This is a genomic window from Mesorhizobium silamurunense (assembly GCF_014843825.1).
GTDB lineage: Bacteria > Pseudomonadota > Alphaproteobacteria > Rhizobiales > Rhizobiaceae > Mesorhizobium > Mesorhizobium silamurunense.
The window spans coordinates 1-17,975 of the sequence record NZ_JHQR01000122.1; the positions used below are offsets into that span (position 1 = coordinate 1).

A 17,975-nucleotide genomic window follows, 5' to 3' on the forward strand; every position below is an offset into this window, starting at 1 on the left:
CTTCGAAGAACCGCTGGTAATTCATGTCGAGCTCCTGTGCAGGAAGTGCTGCCGCGGACTGCGGCGGTTCGATCCGCTGGGCTCAACTTACGAACCAGGGGAAGGCTCCGCTTTGAGCTATGTCAAATTGGAGACGCGTGGATGCCTCCGGGTAGGCAGGTTTCCTCGACGCAAACCCGTCCAAAACTGATTCAAATCAAAGCGCGGAGTTCCAATTCGGCGCACGCTGGTCGGATGTGGAATCCAATAGCAAGCGCTCCGTTTGGCCGCAGCCTAGAACTAGCCGTTCTGGACGAGGAGGGCCTGCACGCGCTTGTATTTCCTTGCGAAAAAGGCAGTGAGGGATGGCGGCATGCCATTACCGGTATCCGCGTAGATATCCGGCCGACCCATTGGCGCGACTGGCACCTGGAGAAAGACCGGGAGGATCCTCCTCAGAACCCGTCCTAGAGCAATTCCAGGAAAAGTGTGAAACGGTTTTCCGTCCGGAATTGCGTCAAAACAAAGACTTAAAGCCCATTGCCTGAATCCGTTTCAGCGTGACGAGCTTTAGTGTTTAGGATCGGCGATCAATGCCATTCGGACAAGGTGTGAAAGACTGCTGGCGCCCATCTTGCTCATAAGGTTCGCCCGGTGGATTTCGACGGTGCGCGGGCTGATCCCAAGATCGTAGGCTATCGTCTTGTTCGGCAAACCCGAAACGAGACCGTCGAGCACCTGGCGTTCCCGCTCCGAGAGCATGGCCAGATTCTTCCGAATGTCGGCGGTTTGCGGGTGTGACGCAGCGGCATGGTTGCGGGTGTCCAGAGCCGAGCGAATTGCGTCGATCAGCACTTGGTCATCGAATGGCTTCTCGATGAAATCGGCGGCTCCCTCTTTCATCGCCTGCACTGCCAATGCGACATCCGCGTGTCCCGTCATGACGATGACTGGCACGGCATGGCCGTTAGCCTTCAGCTGCCGCAGGAACTCTATGCCGTCGATGCCGGGCATGCGCACATCGGTGACGATGCAACCGTCGATATCCTTCGGTTCCGTTGCCAGGAATGCTGTCGCCGATTCATAGAGGCGCACCGCAAAGTCGGCTGTCGCGAGAAGGAAACCCAGAGACTTGCGAACGTCGACATCGTCGTCAACCACATGAACGATATCACTGCCCACTGGCGACCTCTTCCTTCTCCACGGCGCGCAAAGTGAACCGAAACGCGGTCCCGCCGCCAGCCATTGGCTCCGCCCATATATGACCGCCATGCGACTCGACGATAGTCCGACAAATAGACAGGCCGACGCCCATTCCATGCTTCTTGGTGGTGACGAAAGGCTGGAAGAGCTGAGCTGAGACCTCAGGCGCCAGTCCCGGGCCCGTGTCAATTACGCCAACTTCCGCCATGCCGTCTTGTCTTGCCCCGGTAACGACATGCAATTCCCGGCGAGGCGCGCCCTGCATGGCCTCAACGGCATTTCTCATCAGGTTGAGCAACACCTGCTCGATCTGGATTCGGTCGGTCAAAACAAGCTCGGCCGCCGGATCGAGATCGTAACTGACACGCACGTCCGCCTCCCTGGCCCCAACCAAAGCCAGCGATGAGGCGTCCTCGATGAGCGCTGGCAGAAATTCGACCTGACGCTCGCTTTCGCCCCTGGCGACAAAATCCCTGAGGCGACGGATGACATCGCCGGCGCGCAGGGCCTGCTCGGCAGCCTTCTCGACAGCCTCCTGCAACATGGCGGCATTCTCGTCCTTGCTCTTCTCAAGGAGACGGCGGCTGCCCTTGAGGTAGTTCGTGATGGCTGTCAGCGGCTGGTTTATCTCATGCGCCAATGTCGAGGCCATTTCGCCGAGCGCGGTGAATCTTGCCATGTGAAGCAGCTCCTGCTGCTGCTCCTGCATCCTGGCTTCCGTTCTGTGGCGTTCCGTCAGGTCGCGGCAGAAGCCGGTGAAGAAGCGGCCGGTTCCCGGATGCATTTCGCCGACGGCGAGTTCCATCGGGAAGGTCGATCCATCCTTGCGCATCCCGGTTACCGTGCGCCCAAGCCCGATGATGCGGCGCTCTCCTGTCGTCAGATAACGCTGCATGTATGCGTCATGCTGTTCCCGGTATGGCGAGGGCATCAGCAATTTGACGTTTTGACCGATGACTTCGCTGGCTTTGTAGCCAAACAATGTCTCGGCTGCCGTGCTGAAGGACTGGATAAGAGCGCTTTCATCGATGACGATCATCGCATCGGGCACTGTCGCCAGGATCGAACGCAGGTGATCCTCACGCAACTGCAGCGCGGCGTTGGCGAACGACAGATCGCTGACGTCGGTGCCTTGCACGAAGATAGCGGCGATGCGGCCGTCTTTGCCTCGGATGGGTTGATAGACGAAGTCCAGGATACGCTCTTCGGCAATGCCGGTCTCAGCGTTGCTAAGGACGATCTTGGCATTGCGGCCAACGTAAGGCTCGCCCGTTTCACCGACACGATCGAGCAATTCGAAGAATCCTTGGCCCTCAAGCTCGGGCAGGGCCTCGCGAACCGACTTGCCAATAACCTGCCTTTGACCGATCAGTCGCTGGTAAGCCTCATTGGTCAACTGGAAAACGTGATCAGGCTCGCTGAGCAAGGTCATGAAACCGGGAGCCTGATTGAACATCAGCGAAAGAAGATCATGCTCCGGCAAATTGTCACTGCCGGCCAGGTGAGCCGCTTTGGCAACGGTTTCGGGCGAAGCTTGCCCCTTCTTGCTCACGAGTGATCTCCGGATCGGGGAACAGCAGTGGTCGCTGATCTAGCACTCATCCGCCTGCCGCCAAACAGCTGCTGTGACCATTTGATCGGTATCAAGGCGCCGCCCGCCGCAGAATGCAAATGACGATGCGTTCCGCTCTCCAGGCGAGGTGCCCGCATGTCCTACAAAACGATCGTCAACCTGGCCGTTGATGCAAACCCGGCGGCGATCGTCAAGGCAAACGGAGTTTTGGAGTTGAAATATACGCATCCTCGGGATCAAGCAGATTGAATAGCCAATTTTTTCTGGAAGCATTTCTGCTCTTTGTCGCGCCAGGGCCAACCAATGCCCTCTTGATGGCGGGTGCGGTCAAGCGAGAGAAGGCGATTACGCTCTTGGTCGCGCAAGCATGCGGATACGGGATCGCAGCGGCGCTTTGGCTTTCGTTACGCCCCTTGATGCCGCCTGACGCTGTCCAGATACTCAGACTGATCGCAGCCGGGTGGCTTGTGGTTCTAGGCCTGCGTCTGATGGGCTGCAAGCCGATCGATGCATCCGAAAGCGGTGATGGGCTTTCCGTGCTGGCGACCACCGTCCTCAATCCGAAGGCGTTCATCTATTGCCTGGCGATGGTGCCGATGAATGCCAAGCCGCACGTTTTGGGCGGTTTCTGGATTGTACTGCTTGGGATCACAGCAACTACAGGATCGCTCTGGCTTTTGTTCGGCAAGCGACTTCGGGCAGGCAGGTGGACCGCGGACAAGGTTACCGGCGCGGCGCTTGTTGGATTCGCCCTGATGCTGCTTCGACCGCTTATAGCCGCAGCGGCGATCTAGGGCTGGATGAGCCAAGGATTTGCATCGTCAACGTCATCTCGACCGCACGGCTTCGCCGGGCCGGTCATCGGGGTCGATCAATATCCGCTCGGCAGCTCCATCGAGATCCTCGTATTGGCCGCTGCGCAGCGCCCAAAGGAAGCCCGACAGGCCGAGCGCTCCCAGGAACAGGGCGACGGGAATGAGATAGACGAGCGTGGTCATGGGTGGGCCACTCCCACGACATCGGAGCGGCGCCTGGACGGAGTCACTTCGGGAACCGCTTTCACCGTGGCCTGAAGCCGCATGGCGTTGGCGATCACGATCAGCGAGGAGGCGGACATGGCGATCGCGGCGATGAGCGGCGTCACATGTCCAAGGATGGCGATTGGAACGGCGAAGGCATTGTAGGCGATCGCGATCGCGATGTTCTGGCGAATGAGCCCACCAGCCTTTCGCGATATCTCCAGCGCAAGTGGGACTGCGAACAGGCTCTCGCGCAGGAAGACGAAGTCCGCGGCCTTGCGGCCGATATCGGCCGCGGTCGCCGGGGCGATCGAGACATGTGCCGCCCGCAGCGCCGGCGTGTCGTTGAGACCGTCGCCTACCATCAGCACCTTGTGTCCCGCACGGGTCAGCGACTCGATCCACTCAACTTTTCCCGAGGGCAGCAACGCTGGCACGAAGCTCTCGATCCCGAGTGTGCTCGCAACTTGGCTGCAGGCCCTCTCGGTATCACCGGACAGCATATCGACCGATACACTGGCGTCCTTCAGTTGCTGGATTGCCTCCCTGGCGTCTGATCGGGTCGCGTCCTCGAAGGCGAAACATGCGACGATGCTGCCGTTCTTCGAAAGCACCGTGCCGCCATAACCGCCGATCTTGCCTTCACCGCCGGTGCGAGCTTTCCACCCGGCCCATCCGCGCCGCCCGAGGCGCCAAATGTCGCCGCCGGTGAGCGCTTCGACGCCGAAGCCGGGCTCCTCTCGCACGGAGTCGAGCTTGGGCTGGGCGGCAAAACCCCCGTGGGCCGCAACGGCTTTCGAGAACGGGTGGCGCGAATGAGCTGCGATATCGGCAGCCATTGCGAGCATGGTCGGATCTATTGACGAGGCATTGACAAGCTTTGGCTGTCCCAGTGTCAGTGTTCCGGTCTTGTCGAAGACGGCGGTGTCGATTACAGCGAGGCGCTCCAGAGCCGAGCCGTCCTTCACCATTACGCCGGCCTCGAACAGGCGCCGGGCTGCCACGACCTGGACGATCGGCACGGCAAGGCCGAGAGCGCAGGGGCATGTGATGATAAGCACGGCGATGGCGATGGTCATGGCCCGGTGCCAATCGCCGGACGCCACCATCCAGCCCAGGAAGGTCATGAACGCTGCAATATGAACCACCGGCGCATAGAGTGCGGATACCCGGTCGGCGATCCTTCGGTATTGTGAGCGCCCGCCTTCGGCGGCCTCCATCAACCGGACCATTTCGGCTAGGAAGGAATCCTTTGCGGCGGCGGTCGCCCGCATCGTCAGCGGACCGGTGAGGTTGAGCGTCCCGGCCTGGACATGCGCCCCGGCGCTCACGGCCTTGGGCGTGCTTTCGCCGGAGACGAGCGAGCAGTCGAGATCGGAGTTGCCGATCAAAATATCTCCGTTGACAGGTATCCGCTCGCCTGCCGCGATAAGCAGGCGCATGCCGGGTTCGATGTCACCTATGGACAAGTAGTCGCGCCTACCGTCGTCGCGCAGAACCAAGGCGCCGCGTGCGGCCAGCCTTGAAAGGCCGTTGACGGCCGTTCGCGCCCGCTCGCGCATCACGTGGTCCAGGGTGCGGCCGATCAACAGGAAGAAAAGCAGCGATACGGAGGCGTCGAAATAGGCGTGCTCACCGTGGTTGATGGTCTCATAGAGGCTCATCGCGTAAGCGAGGGAAACGCCCACCGCGATCGGCACGTCCATGTTCATCCGGCCATGGCTCAGTGCGTTCGCAGCAGAGCGGAAATAGATACCGCCGGCAAAAGCGAGAGCCGGAATGGCGATCAGCGCAGACAGCCAATGAAACAGATCCCGTGTCGCGCCCTCGGCGCCGGACCAGACTGAAACCGACAGCAGCATGATGTTGCCGGCAGCGAAGCCTGCCACGGCGACGGCTCGGACCAGTTCTGAGAGCGTCTTGTCCTTTTCGTGAATTTCCGGGTCGAACAGGTGCGCCTGATAGCCGAGCCGGCCGAGCACTGCAAAGAATGGCGGGACACTGTCTCCGTGCCAGCGAATTGACACGCGCTTCGTCGACAGGTTGACGCGAGCGGACTCAACATTCTCGACCTTGTCGAGCGCGGCCTCGATCGCCTGAATGCAAGCCCCGCAATGAACCGTCGGCACCGACAGTTCGGTCTGGCGAATGTCGCCGCCCAGAGAGCGGCTGGCCAGCTTGATCTCCTCGCTCGATGGCGAAGCGGACGCCGCGTTGGCGACCTCCAACGCCATTTCGGCGCCCGGCGCGCAGCAGCTCATTGCAGGGCTCCTTTCACGATCATGATGCGGCGGACATCGCGAAACGCTGACATCAGTCCCGCGCTTGCATCGATCTCCACGATCCAGACGCCATCCTTCGGCGCGTGCCGGGCGGCAAACTCCTGCGTATTGCCAGGAGAAGCGCCGGACGCCGCAGCGAGTGTCACGGCTTCATCCTCGGCCTCGTAGGCCGGATGGCGAAACAGCATTCTGACGCCGTGCAGCGGCACCGGTTTGCCGTGGCTGTCGATAAGGCTGTAGTGGACTTCGCCAGAGGCGATGGTCAGCTTGCCCGTCCAACCGAGGGCCGCCTGCGCCCTTCCTTTCCTTGCTTCTTCGTTGAACTGCTGGCTGGCAACATAGGTGTTCTCGACGACGAGGCCGGTCCAACTCCTGCCGGCGAGCGTTGCCATGGTGACATTCACTCCGATGACCACCGCGAAGAAGGCGACGATGGAGATCAACATGTGCCTGCCGGTGAACTCGCGTGGCTTCCGCGTTTCGGCGCTCATTTGCCGCTCTCCGGTGCGTTGAAACTGGCGGTGTACTCGGCGGATTCGGAACTCGCCTGGTCGTTGATGCGAAATTCGAAGCTTTGCACCGGCTTCTTGATCTGGTCCGCGGGTTGCCGAACGAAGACCTTCAGCGTCTTCAGCCGGTCAGGTTCGACCGAAATGGAAAATGAGCGGCTCGGAGGCTGGTCGATGCCGACAACGCTCATCTCACCGCCGTCGAGACCCTCCAGCGTCACCTCAATCGTCCTCGGCTCGGGTATCATCTATCATGTTGAGCAGCTTGACGGTGTAGCCGTTCCGGATCGAGCCGTCCGAAAGCGTCACGAACTGTGGATTTCTGTCATGCAGGACATTCAGCTCCAGCCGCTCGCGCGTCAGCAGCGAATAGACGAGCACCAGCCCGATCGCCGACCACGCGCCGAGATAGATGTAGGTGCGCAGCCGGAAGATCTTGCCCAGGTGGAAATGTGCCAAGCCATCGACGAAGCTGCCGCTCGCCGTCCGTACGAGCGCCGGATTGACCGGGCTGGCCCCGCCGGAGGTCGCCACCGCCATGTTGGCGTTGTAGTCGGCCAGCGTTGCATAGGAAATCAGCCCGCGTTCTCGGCCGAGCTTGTCCATGACGCTGTCGCAAGCATCGATGCACAGCGCGCAGGTGATGCATTCCAGCTGCTGGCCGTCACGGATATCGATCCCCATGGGACAGACGGCGACACAGGCATTGCAGTCGACGCAATCGCCGACCGGTTGTCCGGCGGCCGTGGCCTTCTTGGCATGCCGTGACCGCGGTTCGCCGCGCCAGTCGTTGTACGTCACCGTCAACGAATTTTCGTCGAGCATAGCGGCCTGGATGCGCGGCCAGGGGCACATGTAAGTGCAGACCTGCTCGCGCATCAGTCCGCCGAAAACGTAAGTGGTGCCGGTCAGGACGGCGATCGTGACATAGGCGACTGGCGCCGCCGTGCCAGTGGCGACTTCGCCGAGCAGCTTCGGGGCATCGGCGAAGTAGAAGATCCAGGCGCCGCCCGTGGCCACTGCGATGACGAGCCAGACGGCATGCTTGGATACGCGCAGGAAGAGCTTGCGAGCGGTCCACGGGGCGGCGTCGAGCTTGATGCGGGCATTGCGGTCACCTTCGATCGCGCGTTCCACGACAAGGAACAGGTCGACCCAGACGGTCTGCGGGCAGGTATAGCCGCACCAGGCGCGCCCGACCGTCGATGTGATCAGGAAAAGGCCGACGCCTGCCATCATGAGCAGGCCGGCGACATAGTAGAATTCCTGCGGCCAGATCTCGACGAAGAAGAAATAGAAGCGGCGGTTCGCCAGATCGAGGAGCACGGCCTGGTCGGGAGCGAAGGCTCCGCGATCCCAGCGCAGCCAGGGTGTGAGATAATAGATACCGAGTGTGATCGCCATCACCAGCCACTTGAACTGGCGGAAACGGCCGGACGCGCGCTTCGGGAAGATCTTCTTGCGCGCCACGTAGAGCGGCTGTCGCAACTTGGCGGAGTTGACCGCCTCGGCTTCAAGCCGTTCTACCTGTGTCTGATCCAGCACGACGTTCTCCAATCGCGCCGAAAATGACGCCGCTTCTGTCCTGCAATCTTGCAATCGCTCACGTCGTGTCGCGTTGATGCAGGTCAAATTGAGGGATCAAAAAAATCGAGGCCCGGCACAGCCGGGCCTCGTCGCTTGAACGGCCGAGGGCCGAGAATAGGCCCCGCTTCCTATTCTCCACCGCCAAGCGAATGGACGTAGACAGCCAGCTCCTTGACTGTCGTCTCGCCGAGGCGGCCGACCCAGGCGGGCATCACCCCGTTCTTCGGGGCACGTACCTGTGCGGCGATGGCTGCCTCGCCGGAGCCGTAGAGCCAGATCGCGTCAGTCAAGTCGGGAGCTCCAAGTTCCCTGTTGCCCTTTGCGTTCTCGCCATGGCAGGCGGCGCAATTGTCCGCAAAGACCTTAGCGCCGGGCTCAATCAAGCTTTTGTCGTGCATTGGTCCGGAAAGGCTCGCCACATAGGCACTGACCTGGGCGATCTGTTCCGGTTTAAGCACATCGACGAAAGCAGTCATCTCCGACTGGCGGGTATCGGCATCCGCAGCGAAACGAATTCCGTGCGTGATGGTCTGATGAATCTGCTCCGTCTTTCCCCCCCAGAGCCAATCGTCATCGTTGAGGTTTGGGAATCCTTTCGACCCCAGTGCGCCGGATCCGTGGCATTGCACGCAGTTGACCTTGAATGCGGCACCACCGGCCGCGACGGCAAACTCGCGCAGCGCGTCGTCGCCGGCGATTTCGGAAACGCTCTTGGATTGAATTGCCGCGACGTACTTAGCCTTGGCGGCTTCCGCGGCGGCCAGTTCGTTCTTGACGTCGTTGCGACTGGAAAAGCTCAGGACGCCGTTGGTGGCCGAGCTCAGCATCGGCCAGGCGGGGTAGGCGATCGTGTAGGCGAGCGCCCAGGCGATGGTGACGTAGAAGGTGATCACCCACCAGCGCGGCAGGGGATTGTTGAGCTCCTTGATTCCATCCCATTCGTGGCCGGTCGTCATCACGCCCGAGATTTCGTCGATATGCTCGTTGCTCATGATCAATCGTCCTTGAGTGGGATCTGTGCAGCCTGGTCGGCATGCGTCCTGCCGCCAGGGCGAAACGCGAAGGCCACGCAGCCGATGAAGAACAGGGCCATGGCCAGCAGCCCCCAGCTGTCCGCGAACTCGCGCATCAGGTTGTAGTCCATCGTTTGCCCTCCTCAGCGATAGCCGGCGGCTTCGTCGTAATTCTTGAAATCGACCAGTGTGCCGAGCATTTGGAGATAGGCCACGAGGGCATCCATCTCGGTGACCTGTTGCGGATTGCCGTCGAAGTCACCGACTTTGGCCTTTGGATAGCGCTTTTCCAGGCCGGAGGTGTCGGCATTGGGATCGGCCTGCGCCATCAGATCGACATTGGCATTGGCGATCATGTCATCGGAGTAAGGGACGCCGACACGCCGGTTGGCGACGAGGTGCGTCGAGAAATCCTTCACCTCGATCGGCGTGTCCTTCAGGAACGCATAGCTAGGCATGATCGACTCGGGCACGACGGAACGCGGGTCCGTAAGGTGCTGGACGTGCCAGCTGTTGGAGTAGCGGTCGCCGACGCGAGCGAGATCGGGGCCGGTCCGCTTGGACCCCCATTGAAACGGGTGATCGTACATCGACTCGGCCGCCAGGCTGTAATGGCCATAGCGCTCCACCTCGTCGCGGAACGGCCTGATCATCTGGCTGTGGCAGAGGTAGCATCCCTCGCGCACATAGATGTTGCGTCCGGCGAGCTCGAGCGGCGAGTAGGGGCGCATGCCCTCGACCTTCTCGATCGTGTTGTCGAGATAGAATAGAGGCGCGATCTCGACGATACCGCCGACGGTCACGACCAGCAGGGATCCGACAAGAAGCAGCGTGGCGTTCTTCTCGATCAGCGCGTGTTTATCCATCAGGCCCATGTCTGGCTCCTTATTCGGCAGGCTGGAGGGCGGGGGCGGAACCCGGCGAGGACTGTTCCTCGCGCTGGTAGCCAAGAATGGTCATGGTGACGTTCCAGGCCATGATCAGCATGCCGGTGAGGTACATGGCGCCGCCCGCGGCGCGCATGACATAGTAGGGATGCATGGCGGCGACGGTCTCGGCGAAGGAGTAGACGAGGAATCCCTGCTCGTCGTACTCCCGCCACATGAGCCCCTGCATGATGCCCGAAACCCACATCACCGCCGCGTAGACAACGATGCCGAGCGTTGCCAGCCAGAAGTGCCAGGTGACGAGCCGCAGTGAATAGAGCCGCTCGCGGTTCCAGAGCTTCGGCACCATGTAGTAGATGGCGCCGAAGGTGATCAAGCCGACCCAGCCGAGCGCGCCCGAGTGAACGTGGCCGATGGTCCAGTCCGTGTAATGCGAGAGCGAGTTGACCGTCTTGATCGACATCATCGGGCCTTCGAAGGTCGACATGCCGTAGAAGGCGATAGCCGCGACCATCATGCGGACAATTGGGTCCGTGCGAATCTTGTCCCAGGCCCCGGAGAGGGTCATGAGGCCGTTGATCATGCCGCCCCAGGAAGGCATCCACAGCATGATCGAGAACACCATGCCCAGCGTCTGCGCCCAATCGGGCAGTGCGGTGTAGTGAAGGTGATGAGGGCCCGCCCAGATGTACAGGAAGATGAGGGCCCAGAAGTGGATGATTGAAAGGCGGTAGGAGTAGACTGGCCGGTTCACCTGCTTCGGCACGAAATAGTACATCATGCCGAGGAAGCCGGCCGTCAGAAAGAAGCCCACGGCATTATGCCCGTACCACCACTGCGTCAGCGCATCCTGAACGCCTGAGAAGGCGGAGTAGCTTTTCGAGCCGACCAACGAGGCGGGCATCGACAGGTTGTTGACCACGTGCAGCATCGCAATGGTCACGATGAAAGAGAGATAGAACCAGTTGGCGACGTAAATGTGCGGTTCCTTGCGCTTCAGAATGGTGCCAAGGAAAAGGATCAGATAGGCGACCCAGACGATTGTCAGCCAGATGTCGACATACCATTCCGGCTCGGCATATTCGCGGCTCTCGGTGATGCCCAGCAGATAGCCTGTCGCGGCCATGACGATGAAAAGCTGATATCCCCAGAACACGAACCAGGCGAGGTTGCCGCCAAAAAGTCGCGCCCTGCATGTGCGCTGGACGACGTACAGCGACGTGCAAAGCAGGGCGTTGCCGCCAAAGGCAAAGACGACGCCGGAGGTATGGACAGGTCGCAGTCGGCCGAAATTGAGCCAAGGCCCGAAATTGAGGTCAGGGTAGGCAAGCTGGAGAGCGATGACAACGCCAACCAGCATGCCGACGACGCCCCAGAACACCGTGGCGATGGCTCCGTAGCGGATCGGGCCATCCATGTAGGCGGTGGGGTCTATCGGAGCTGCCGGCTTGAAATCCGTGTTGCGCAGCAGGATCGCGGTAAAGCCAGCCACGGCGAAGAACAAAACCCACATATGCTGGCGAAAAGGTTCATCTGCACCGAAGCCGGCAGCCACAAGGGCGGCAAAGGCAAACAGGGTTAGAAGGACGATCTCCGTGCCAAATCTCATCGCAAGTCCCCGATCTCGTCTCAAAAATTTCTGCGGAAGTTGACCGCTCGCGGCACCATTTCGGGTTTTTCCATCCTCCGGCCTTGATTCAGGTCAAACGCGTACTGTTTTGTTTGGGAGGCATCCGTGTCGCCACGAGTTCGCGCGCGGTGGGGCGATCATGCAAAGACCGCAAAGAAGCGGGCCGACTCGGGACCGATTCGATGAGGCCGAAGCTCGATACTGTTTGGCAGAGTGTCGGAGGTTGCTATTCAGTCCCCGCAACGTTCCTCGAGCTCACTCGTGCTTGCGAGACTGATATGCCGCTTGTTGACAATCTGGATTGCACCGTCCGATCGCAGTCTGGACAATTCGCGGCTAACCGTCTCGATGGTCAGTCCAAGAAAATCGGCGATATCGGCGCGCGTAAGCGGTAGGTCGAAGCTCGTCGAGCTAGCCGGATGGTTGGCACGATCGATGTTTCTGGCGACCATGAGAAGGAAGCTTGCGATTTTTTCGGACGCAGTCTTGCGCCCCAGAGCCGCCATCCAGTCGCGCGCCTCGTCGAGTTCGTTCAGCGCGTGCTCAAGCAACCTATGCCCAAGCTCCGGGGTGTCGTTCGTCATTCGCTCGATGATCGTGCTTGGAAACGAGCAGAGCGCCACCTTCGTCAAGGCTTCGGCCTTGATCGGCCATTTTGCCTCGAACTGCCTGCCCAGAAAATCGGGCGCAAAATGGAACCCGACAATCTGCTGACGACCGTCCGACAGATTTCTCGTCAGCTTGACTACGCCGGACAACAGGGTCGAGTAGGTTTCATCGTCGGACAGTTCCGTCCCTGCCAAAACCTCATGTCTTGACGAGGCTTTCGCCAGCTCGGCGAGTTGGCTGGTGTTGAGCGCACCGCATAATCCGCCGCGCCGCGCTTTGCAGGATCTGCAAATCGGGGGAACGTCGGCATGTTTGGCATCCTGTTTGACGGCCATTACGACGCTCGCAACAAAATAGGAAAGCAATTTGCGCCGGTTGCGTCCTGTGCCGCCTTGATCGAAATCAAGGCTTTGTCGGAGTAGTTTCGGCAGTTTGCCTGCCATGAGCAACGCAGCGGCCACCATCCAAGAAACTCGCCCAACGCCCACCCCAGGCCTTGGCGATAGCGTACCTCGCTATACGAGCTATCCGACGGCCCCGCACTTTCACCCGGGCGTCGACGCGGTAACGGTTCGCGGTTGGATGGACGCGCTTGAGGGCGATGACGAGATATCGCTGTATCTGCATATCCCCTATTGCGACAGGCTGTGCTGGTTCTGCGCCTGCCACACCAAGCAGACCCGACACTATGCGCCCGTGGTCACCTTCCTGCGCTCGTTGCACAGGGAAATCGAAACGGTCGGCGGGCTGGTGAGCGGCCGGGGCAAGGTCCGCGCCGTTCATTTCGGCGGCGGTTCCCCGACGATGCTGAAGCCCGAAGACATCCTCTTGCTCGGAAAAGCGCTGCGGGATCGATTCGACTTCCTCGACAATGCCAGTCTCAGCGTCGAAATCGACCCGAACGACATGGATGAGGGTCGGCTCGATGCCTTCGCCGCGATCGGCATGACGAGAGCGAGTCTCGGCGTTCAGGACTTCGATCCCAAGGTTCAGAAGGCGATCAATCGCGAGCAGAGTTTCGCGCTGACCAAAAGCATCGTCGATGCAGTGCGCGCGCGGGGCGTCACTTCCGTCAACCTGGACCTTCTTTATGGCCTGCCACATCAGACCTGCGAGAGTGTTGCGGCGACTGTCGGCCAAGCGCTGACACTGGCGCCGGACAGGCTTGCCTTGTTTGGCTACGCGCATGTGCCGTGGTTCAAGAAACATCAAACGATGATCGATGAGGCCTGGCTGCCCGATTCCACCGCGCGCCTGGCACAGTCGCAACTTGCCGCGCGAACGATTGTCGGCGCCGGCTACGAGGCCTTGGGATTGGATCATTTCGCAAAGCCGCAGGACACGCTTGCGGTCGCTGCGCGCGGCGGCAAGATCCGCCGCAACTTCCAGGGCTATACCGAGGACCAGTGCGAAACCCTGATCGGTCTCGGTCCCTCCTCCATCAGCCGATATCGGCAGGGCTACGCCCAGAACATCGTCGCGACCGGTGAATATGAAAGGGCCGTGGACTCCGGACAACTGGCGATAGCCCGCGGGATTGAACTCAGCGTCGATGATCAGGCGCGAGGCTGGGTCATCGAGCGCCTGATGTGCCAATTCGCCTTCTCGGCGGTGGACCTGGTCGAGCGCTTTGGAGCTGTCGGCCAAAAGCTGCTCTGCGAGGCAAGCCGCCTCGCCATCAGCGGTGCCGGCGAGCTTCTCCGGCTCGAAGGCGAGAACTTCGTCGTGCCGGCGGAAAGCCACCCGCTGGTCAGGACGGTGGCGGCGAAATTCGACAGATATCTCAGGAATGGAAACGCCAGGCATTCGGTGGCCGTTTGAGCAACGGCTTAAGGCTGCGCATCAAAAATGCTCGCCGATCCTGAATGGGCCGACACGGGTGCCGGCCGCGATCAGATAGGCCGTCGACCAGCCGATCAGCAGAAACCCGTTGATGCCTTCCAAAGCCGCCAGGACGCGCCAGCCATGGGCCGGCACCACGTCTCCATAGCCGACCGTCGAGAAGGTGATGGTCGAGAAGTAGAGCGCCGTCTCGAAGTCGCTCAGGATTCCGAGCAGCCGGTACACGCCGGCCCATAGCCAGACTTCCGCCGTCATGACCGCAAAAAGGCCCATCACGACTGTAATCATGGCGATGACCCGGCTGCGGCGGCCGTGCATGCGGAAGAGCGCCACGAGGCGCGCCATCGCATGAGTGACGGCGATAAGGCCGAAAGTGTGGATCAGGACCGTCAGGCTGATGACGATCGTGCCGACGAAAAGATTGAGGATCATTCGGGGACACTACGGTCCGAAGAACCGTATTCCTTGCGCCAGATCAAACCTGCCGATCCGGCTGTTCTGGAGAAGCCTTACTGGCTGTCCGCAGGCGCGGTACGATCAAGGCGAAAGAACATGGCGAGCTTCAGGCTCGCGGCTATTCGTTGCGCCCGCTCGACGAACACTACCGAGGTTTCGGGCGCGAACGGCTCTGCCGCCGTCTCGCGGAAGAGAGCCAGCCAGATCTCGAAGTCGGCTTCGGTGACATCCTTGAGCTTCAGGTGAGCCGGCACCGGCCGCCCCTGATAGACGCCGCTTTTCAAAATGACGGAACACCAGAAGTCCGTCATCTTCTCCAGGTGAGGCTCCCAATCACCAACGATCTCGCGGGCGAAAATGGGGCCAAGGCGCTTATCCTTTCTCACCCTGGAATAGAATTTGCGGACCAGTGCTCCTATCGATGTCCGATCGACGCCGGGACGGATCAGAGGCTGTTCGGCAGCAGGGCGAACCCTGTCAGGCAAGACTGACTTCGAGGTCATTCATATTCCTTGTTGTCTACGCAATCAGGTTAGGCCCAGGCGACGAAGCGCCTGCGCGAAGCCACCACGGTCACGGACAAGGCGGAAGCCCAGATTGTCGGGCGGCGTGCCGACCGCGCAACCGCCGCTTTTGCCGTCGCGGACGAAGTTCGACATGTAGGTCCTGTGGAAACCCTCCACAACATGCACGCCGCAATTGCTGATCGATCTGGCAACGCGGCCGCTGGACACCGTCGCGTGGGCGTAACATGTGGAAGTCCACTCCCAGACATTGCCGGCAATGTCCGCAACACCCTTTGCGTTGAAGCCGAAGGACCCGCGCGCCCTCGGTTCAGGATCTGGTTTGCGACCGAGCGCGGTCTCGTTGCGATATTGGGTGAGCCATCGCTTCGCCGGATCGGCCGGGTCGCCTTCACCGCCCTCAATGTCGGCCCGGAACCGTTCGCCTGCCGCATAGGCCCACTCCACGTCGGTCGGCAGCCGCCATGTTTCGCCCGTTCGCGCCGACAGCCAGTTCGCATAGGCCTGCGCATCAATGAAGCTGACGCCAGTCGCCGGAACGTTGCCGGCAAGGCGCGAGTCCGCAGGCTTGCAGGCGCCATCCGAAACGCAACGGTCATAGTCCGATGCGGTCACCTGGAATTTCATGATCTCCAGCGGCGCGTCGATGGTCTCTCCCACCACGGGTGCCGGTGCGGGATGGTTGTCCTTCAGGAATTCGCCAGGCTGCGCGTGGTCGAATGAGCCGGGTGTCAGCGTCACCAACTCGTTTACCGCGTCTGGACCTCCCAGCTGCGATGACGTGTCATCGATCGCGTGGCTGACACCCAAACCGATGAGCGCGGCGGCCGCGATCGTTCCGAATGTGAATACAGGATCGAAGGACATACTCGAACCCCGCTTGCCGGTGCAGCCAGCCGGCAGGTGCCGGCGGGCTGCAGAGCGGCCCTCTGCCTATGAAGCAATTACCTTGGGAGCTTCGACCTGCATCATCAGGTCGTCGTCCCAGCTTCCGTCGACCATGAAGTGCGCGGTCGCGCCGAGCTCGACTGCCTCGATCAGATTGTGGTTCACGTAGGCGTAAATCCCCGGCTGCCGGAACGTGTAGAGCGCTGCGCCCGCCGATCCGCCGCGGATGAACCAGGTCTCCATGTCCTTGGCGGGCGGGTTCGCGAACTTGCCGCCTTCCCAGACGAAATCGCCATGGCCGCCGATCAGATGTGGGCGGGTGTCGCGGTTGGCTTGGGAATGGACGATCAGGATCGTTTCGCCGACCTTTGCCTTCATGGCGTTTTCGCCGGTCAGCGATCCGGCCGTGCCGTTGAACACCACATGCGTCGGGATCAGACCGCGCATCACCTTTACGGTGTCGTCGTAGTTGTCGCCGGCCGAGTCGTACTTCTTGAATTTTCCCTGCTCGTCGCGCGGGATGTAGAAGTCGTTCTCGCCGATATAATAGATGCGGTCGTAGCGTACGGGCTTGCCCTTCTCGTCCTTCAGCCCATCACGCGGGAGCACCATCACCGCGCCGCTCATGCCCGACACGACATGCCAGGGGATCATCGCTCCGCCGGGCGCGCAATGGTAGACGAACGTCCCCGGCCGGGTCGCCTTGAAGCGTAGCGTCACCTGTTCGCCCGGATTGACCAGGGTCAGCCCGCCGCCGCCGAGCGCGCCTGTCGCCGCATGGAAGTCGATGTTGTGGGCAAGCGTGTTAGTATCGGGATTGACGAGCGTAAGCTCGAGATAGTCGCCTTCATGTACGACCATGAGAGGGCCCGGAATGGAGCCGTTGTAGGTCATGGCGTTGAGCTGCGTGCCGTCGGCGTCGATGACCATCGGCTTCTCTTCGATCGTCATGGTGAACTCGACAACCCTGGGGCCGCCCTTGGCCACCTGGTCGTGAGCGTGCACGAAAGGTGGCGCGACCAGGGTCACCTTCTCGCGTGGCAGTCCGGCCACATCCTTCGCGGCCGCCATCGCCGGCGCCGAGCCGATGGTGGCAATGGCAGCGGCGGTAAGAACAGAACTCAGCAAAGCCTCGCGTCTCGTAAGCATTTTCATCTCCTCGACCTCAACGTTTCGACGAAGCCAGAATAGTATCTTTGCCGTGCTCGTCTTTGCGTTTGCGCAAATCTGCTGCAGGTCGCCCGACCATTTTTGAGAACCTTGACTCGAAAGAGACGCGTAACGGTCTGGTGAGCTTGCCAGCGCCGGCGCAACGCGCGGCCGGCACAAAAAATGGCCGGACAGACCTCTCCCCTGGTCTGTCCGGCCAGTGCCTCCAGCCCGCCATTGCCGGAGGCAGCCTCGCATGCTGTCGGATCAGTTCGAAGCGGTCTTGGTCGCTTCGGCGAAAAGCTCGGCAAAGACGGGCTTTGCCTTGCCGATCTGCTTGACGGCTTCCGCCGCTTCCAGGTTGACAGGCTTGCCGACGACGATCAGGGCCACCATGCCCATGCCGTAGTGGGGGGCGCACTTCACGCCATAGACGCCCTCTTTGGTAAGGGTGACCGTTATTTCCTCGCTAGGCTTGCCCTTGAAGGCTTCGGCGCCGTCCGGGATCATGCCCTTGATGACCTCGGCATTGTGGCTCTTGTCGGTCGGCACGAACTTGATGGTGTCGCCGGGTGCGGCCCGGACAAAGTCGGGCTGGAAGACCATCGCGCCCTTCTCACCCTTGTTCAGCATCTGGACGACATGTTCTTCGGCATTTGCAGCACCGGCGATTGAGATCAAGGCGATCGCCGCGGCAATCAGGGGCAGTTTCATTGGAGAGTTCCTTTCTTTGTTTCACCACGGCATCAACCGTTGCGTCCTTGTAGATCGTTGGGCGACCCGGCGATTTGCGCTGGCGCAAATTGCTCGACGAAAATGAGCGGC

17 protein-coding genes and 1 pseudogene are annotated in these 17,975 nt (G+C 60.9%); 2 read left to right on the plus strand and 16 right to left on the minus strand.

What is annotated here, in order from left to right; genetic code table 11:
- Positions 1–549: 549 nt before the first annotated feature.
- Together fixJ and DH10_RS13840 are read right to left on the minus strand one after the other, a co-directional pair.
- Positions 550–1,161 carry a response regulator FixJ gene (fixJ, locus tag DH10_RS13835; protein WP_312891264.1) on the minus strand — a complete coding sequence of 204 codons (612 nt, stop codon included), beginning with the start codon at positions 1,159–1,161 and terminating at the stop codon, positions 550–552.
- Positions 1,151–2,638, minus strand: coding sequence for a PAS domain-containing sensor histidine kinase (locus DH10_RS13840; protein WP_192249543.1), 1,488 nt, complete (start codon positions 2,636–2,638; stop codon positions 1,151–1,153). The genes fixJ and DH10_RS13840 overlap by 11 nt, the downstream gene beginning before the upstream one ends.
- A gap of 362 nt (positions 2,639–3,000) precedes the next feature.
- On the opposite strand from DH10_RS13840, the gene DH10_RS13845 reads away from it, so the two are divergent.
- Positions 3,001–3,549, plus strand: coding sequence for a hypothetical protein (locus DH10_RS13845; RefSeq protein WP_192249397.1), 549 nt, complete (start codon positions 3,001–3,003; stop codon positions 3,547–3,549).
- Positions 3,550–3,582: 33 nt separating this feature from the next.
- Here the strand turns inward: DH10_RS13845 and ccoS are convergent, their stop codons facing one another.
- The 9 genes and pseudogenes from ccoS to DH10_RS13890 all read right to left on the minus strand — a co-directional run bounded on the left by ccoS (position 3,583) and on the right by DH10_RS13890 (position 12,626).
- Positions 3,583–3,753, minus strand: a complete 171-nt coding sequence (ccoS, locus tag DH10_RS13850; RefSeq protein ID WP_192249400.1) for a cbb3-type cytochrome oxidase assembly protein CcoS — start codon at positions 3,751–3,753, stop codon at positions 3,583–3,585.
- Entirely contained in the window at positions 3,750–6,035 is a 2,286-nt protein-coding gene (locus tag DH10_RS13855) for a cation-translocating P-type ATPase (protein ID WP_192249403.1), read from the minus strand. Before DH10_RS13855 ends, ccoS begins: the two co-directional genes overlap by 4 nt.
- A complete protein-coding gene (locus tag DH10_RS13860; protein WP_192249408.1) occupies positions 6,032–6,547 on the minus strand; it encodes a FixH family protein in 516 nt (171 codons plus the stop codon). The genes DH10_RS13855 and DH10_RS13860 overlap by 4 nt, the downstream gene beginning before the upstream one ends.
- Positions 6,544–8,110: pseudogene (ccoG, locus tag DH10_RS13865) on the minus strand (cytochrome c oxidase accessory protein CcoG). Before ccoG ends, DH10_RS13860 begins: the two are co-directional and overlap by 4 nt.
- 170 nt (positions 8,111–8,280) lie before the next feature.
- The gene (ccoP, locus tag DH10_RS13870; protein ID WP_192249415.1) at positions 8,281–9,144 is read right to left on the minus strand and encodes a cytochrome-c oxidase, cbb3-type subunit III; all 864 of its coding nucleotides are present in this window, start codon (positions 9,142–9,144) and stop codon (positions 8,281–8,283) included.
- Positions 9,145–9,146: 2 nt separating this feature from the next.
- Positions 9,147–9,296: a cbb3-type cytochrome oxidase subunit 3 gene (locus DH10_RS13875; protein ID WP_192249418.1), complete on the minus strand. Its 150-nt coding sequence runs from the start codon at positions 9,294–9,296 to the stop codon at positions 9,147–9,149.
- 12 nt (positions 9,297–9,308) lie between these two features.
- A complete protein-coding gene (gene ccoO / locus DH10_RS13880; RefSeq protein WP_192249421.1) occupies positions 9,309–10,040 on the minus strand; it encodes a cytochrome-c oxidase, cbb3-type subunit II in 732 nt (243 codons plus the stop codon).
- Between the two features lie 10 nt (positions 10,041–10,050).
- Entirely contained in the window at positions 10,051–11,661 is a 1,611-nt protein-coding gene (gene ccoN, locus DH10_RS13885; protein ID WP_192249424.1) for a cytochrome-c oxidase, cbb3-type subunit I, read from the minus strand.
- A 251-nt stretch (positions 11,662–11,912) separates the two neighbouring features.
- Complete coding sequence (locus DH10_RS13890) at positions 11,913–12,626, minus strand: Crp/Fnr family transcriptional regulator (RefSeq protein WP_192249546.1); 714 nt, start codon at positions 12,624–12,626, stop codon at positions 11,913–11,915.
- Positions 12,627–12,732: 106 nt separating this feature from the next.
- Between DH10_RS13890 and hemN the strand changes: the two genes are divergently transcribed.
- On the plus strand, positions 12,733–14,112 hold the full coding sequence (hemN, locus tag DH10_RS13895) for an oxygen-independent coproporphyrinogen III oxidase (protein WP_192249427.1): 1,380 nt from the start codon (positions 12,733–12,735) through the stop codon (positions 14,110–14,112).
- Positions 14,113–14,133: 21 nt separating this feature from the next.
- Here the strand turns inward: hemN and DH10_RS13900 are convergent, their stop codons facing one another.
- The 5 genes from DH10_RS13900 to DH10_RS13920 all read right to left on the minus strand — a co-directional run bounded on the left by DH10_RS13900 (position 14,134) and on the right by DH10_RS13920 (position 17,864).
- Complete coding sequence (locus DH10_RS13900; protein WP_192249430.1) at positions 14,134–14,565, minus strand: potassium channel family protein; 432 nt, start codon at positions 14,563–14,565, stop codon at positions 14,134–14,136.
- Positions 14,566–14,642: 77 nt separating this feature from the next.
- Entirely contained in the window at positions 14,643–14,900 is a 258-nt protein-coding gene (locus DH10_RS37900) for a group III truncated hemoglobin (RefSeq protein ID WP_343221533.1), read from the minus strand.
- Positions 14,901–15,116: 216 nt separating this feature from the next.
- Positions 15,117–15,980, minus strand: coding sequence for an SUMF1/EgtB/PvdO family nonheme iron enzyme (locus tag DH10_RS13910; RefSeq protein ID WP_192249447.1), 864 nt, complete (start codon positions 15,978–15,980; stop codon positions 15,117–15,119).
- Positions 15,981–16,046: 66 nt separating this feature from the next.
- Entirely contained in the window at positions 16,047–17,150 is a 1,104-nt protein-coding gene (nirK, locus tag DH10_RS13915; RefSeq protein WP_192249450.1) for a copper-containing nitrite reductase, read from the minus strand.
- A 267-nt stretch (positions 17,151–17,417) separates the two neighbouring features.
- Positions 17,418–17,864, minus strand: a complete 447-nt coding sequence (locus tag DH10_RS13920) for a pseudoazurin (protein ID WP_192249453.1) — start codon at positions 17,862–17,864, stop codon at positions 17,418–17,420.
- Positions 17,865–17,975: the final 111 nt, after the last annotated feature.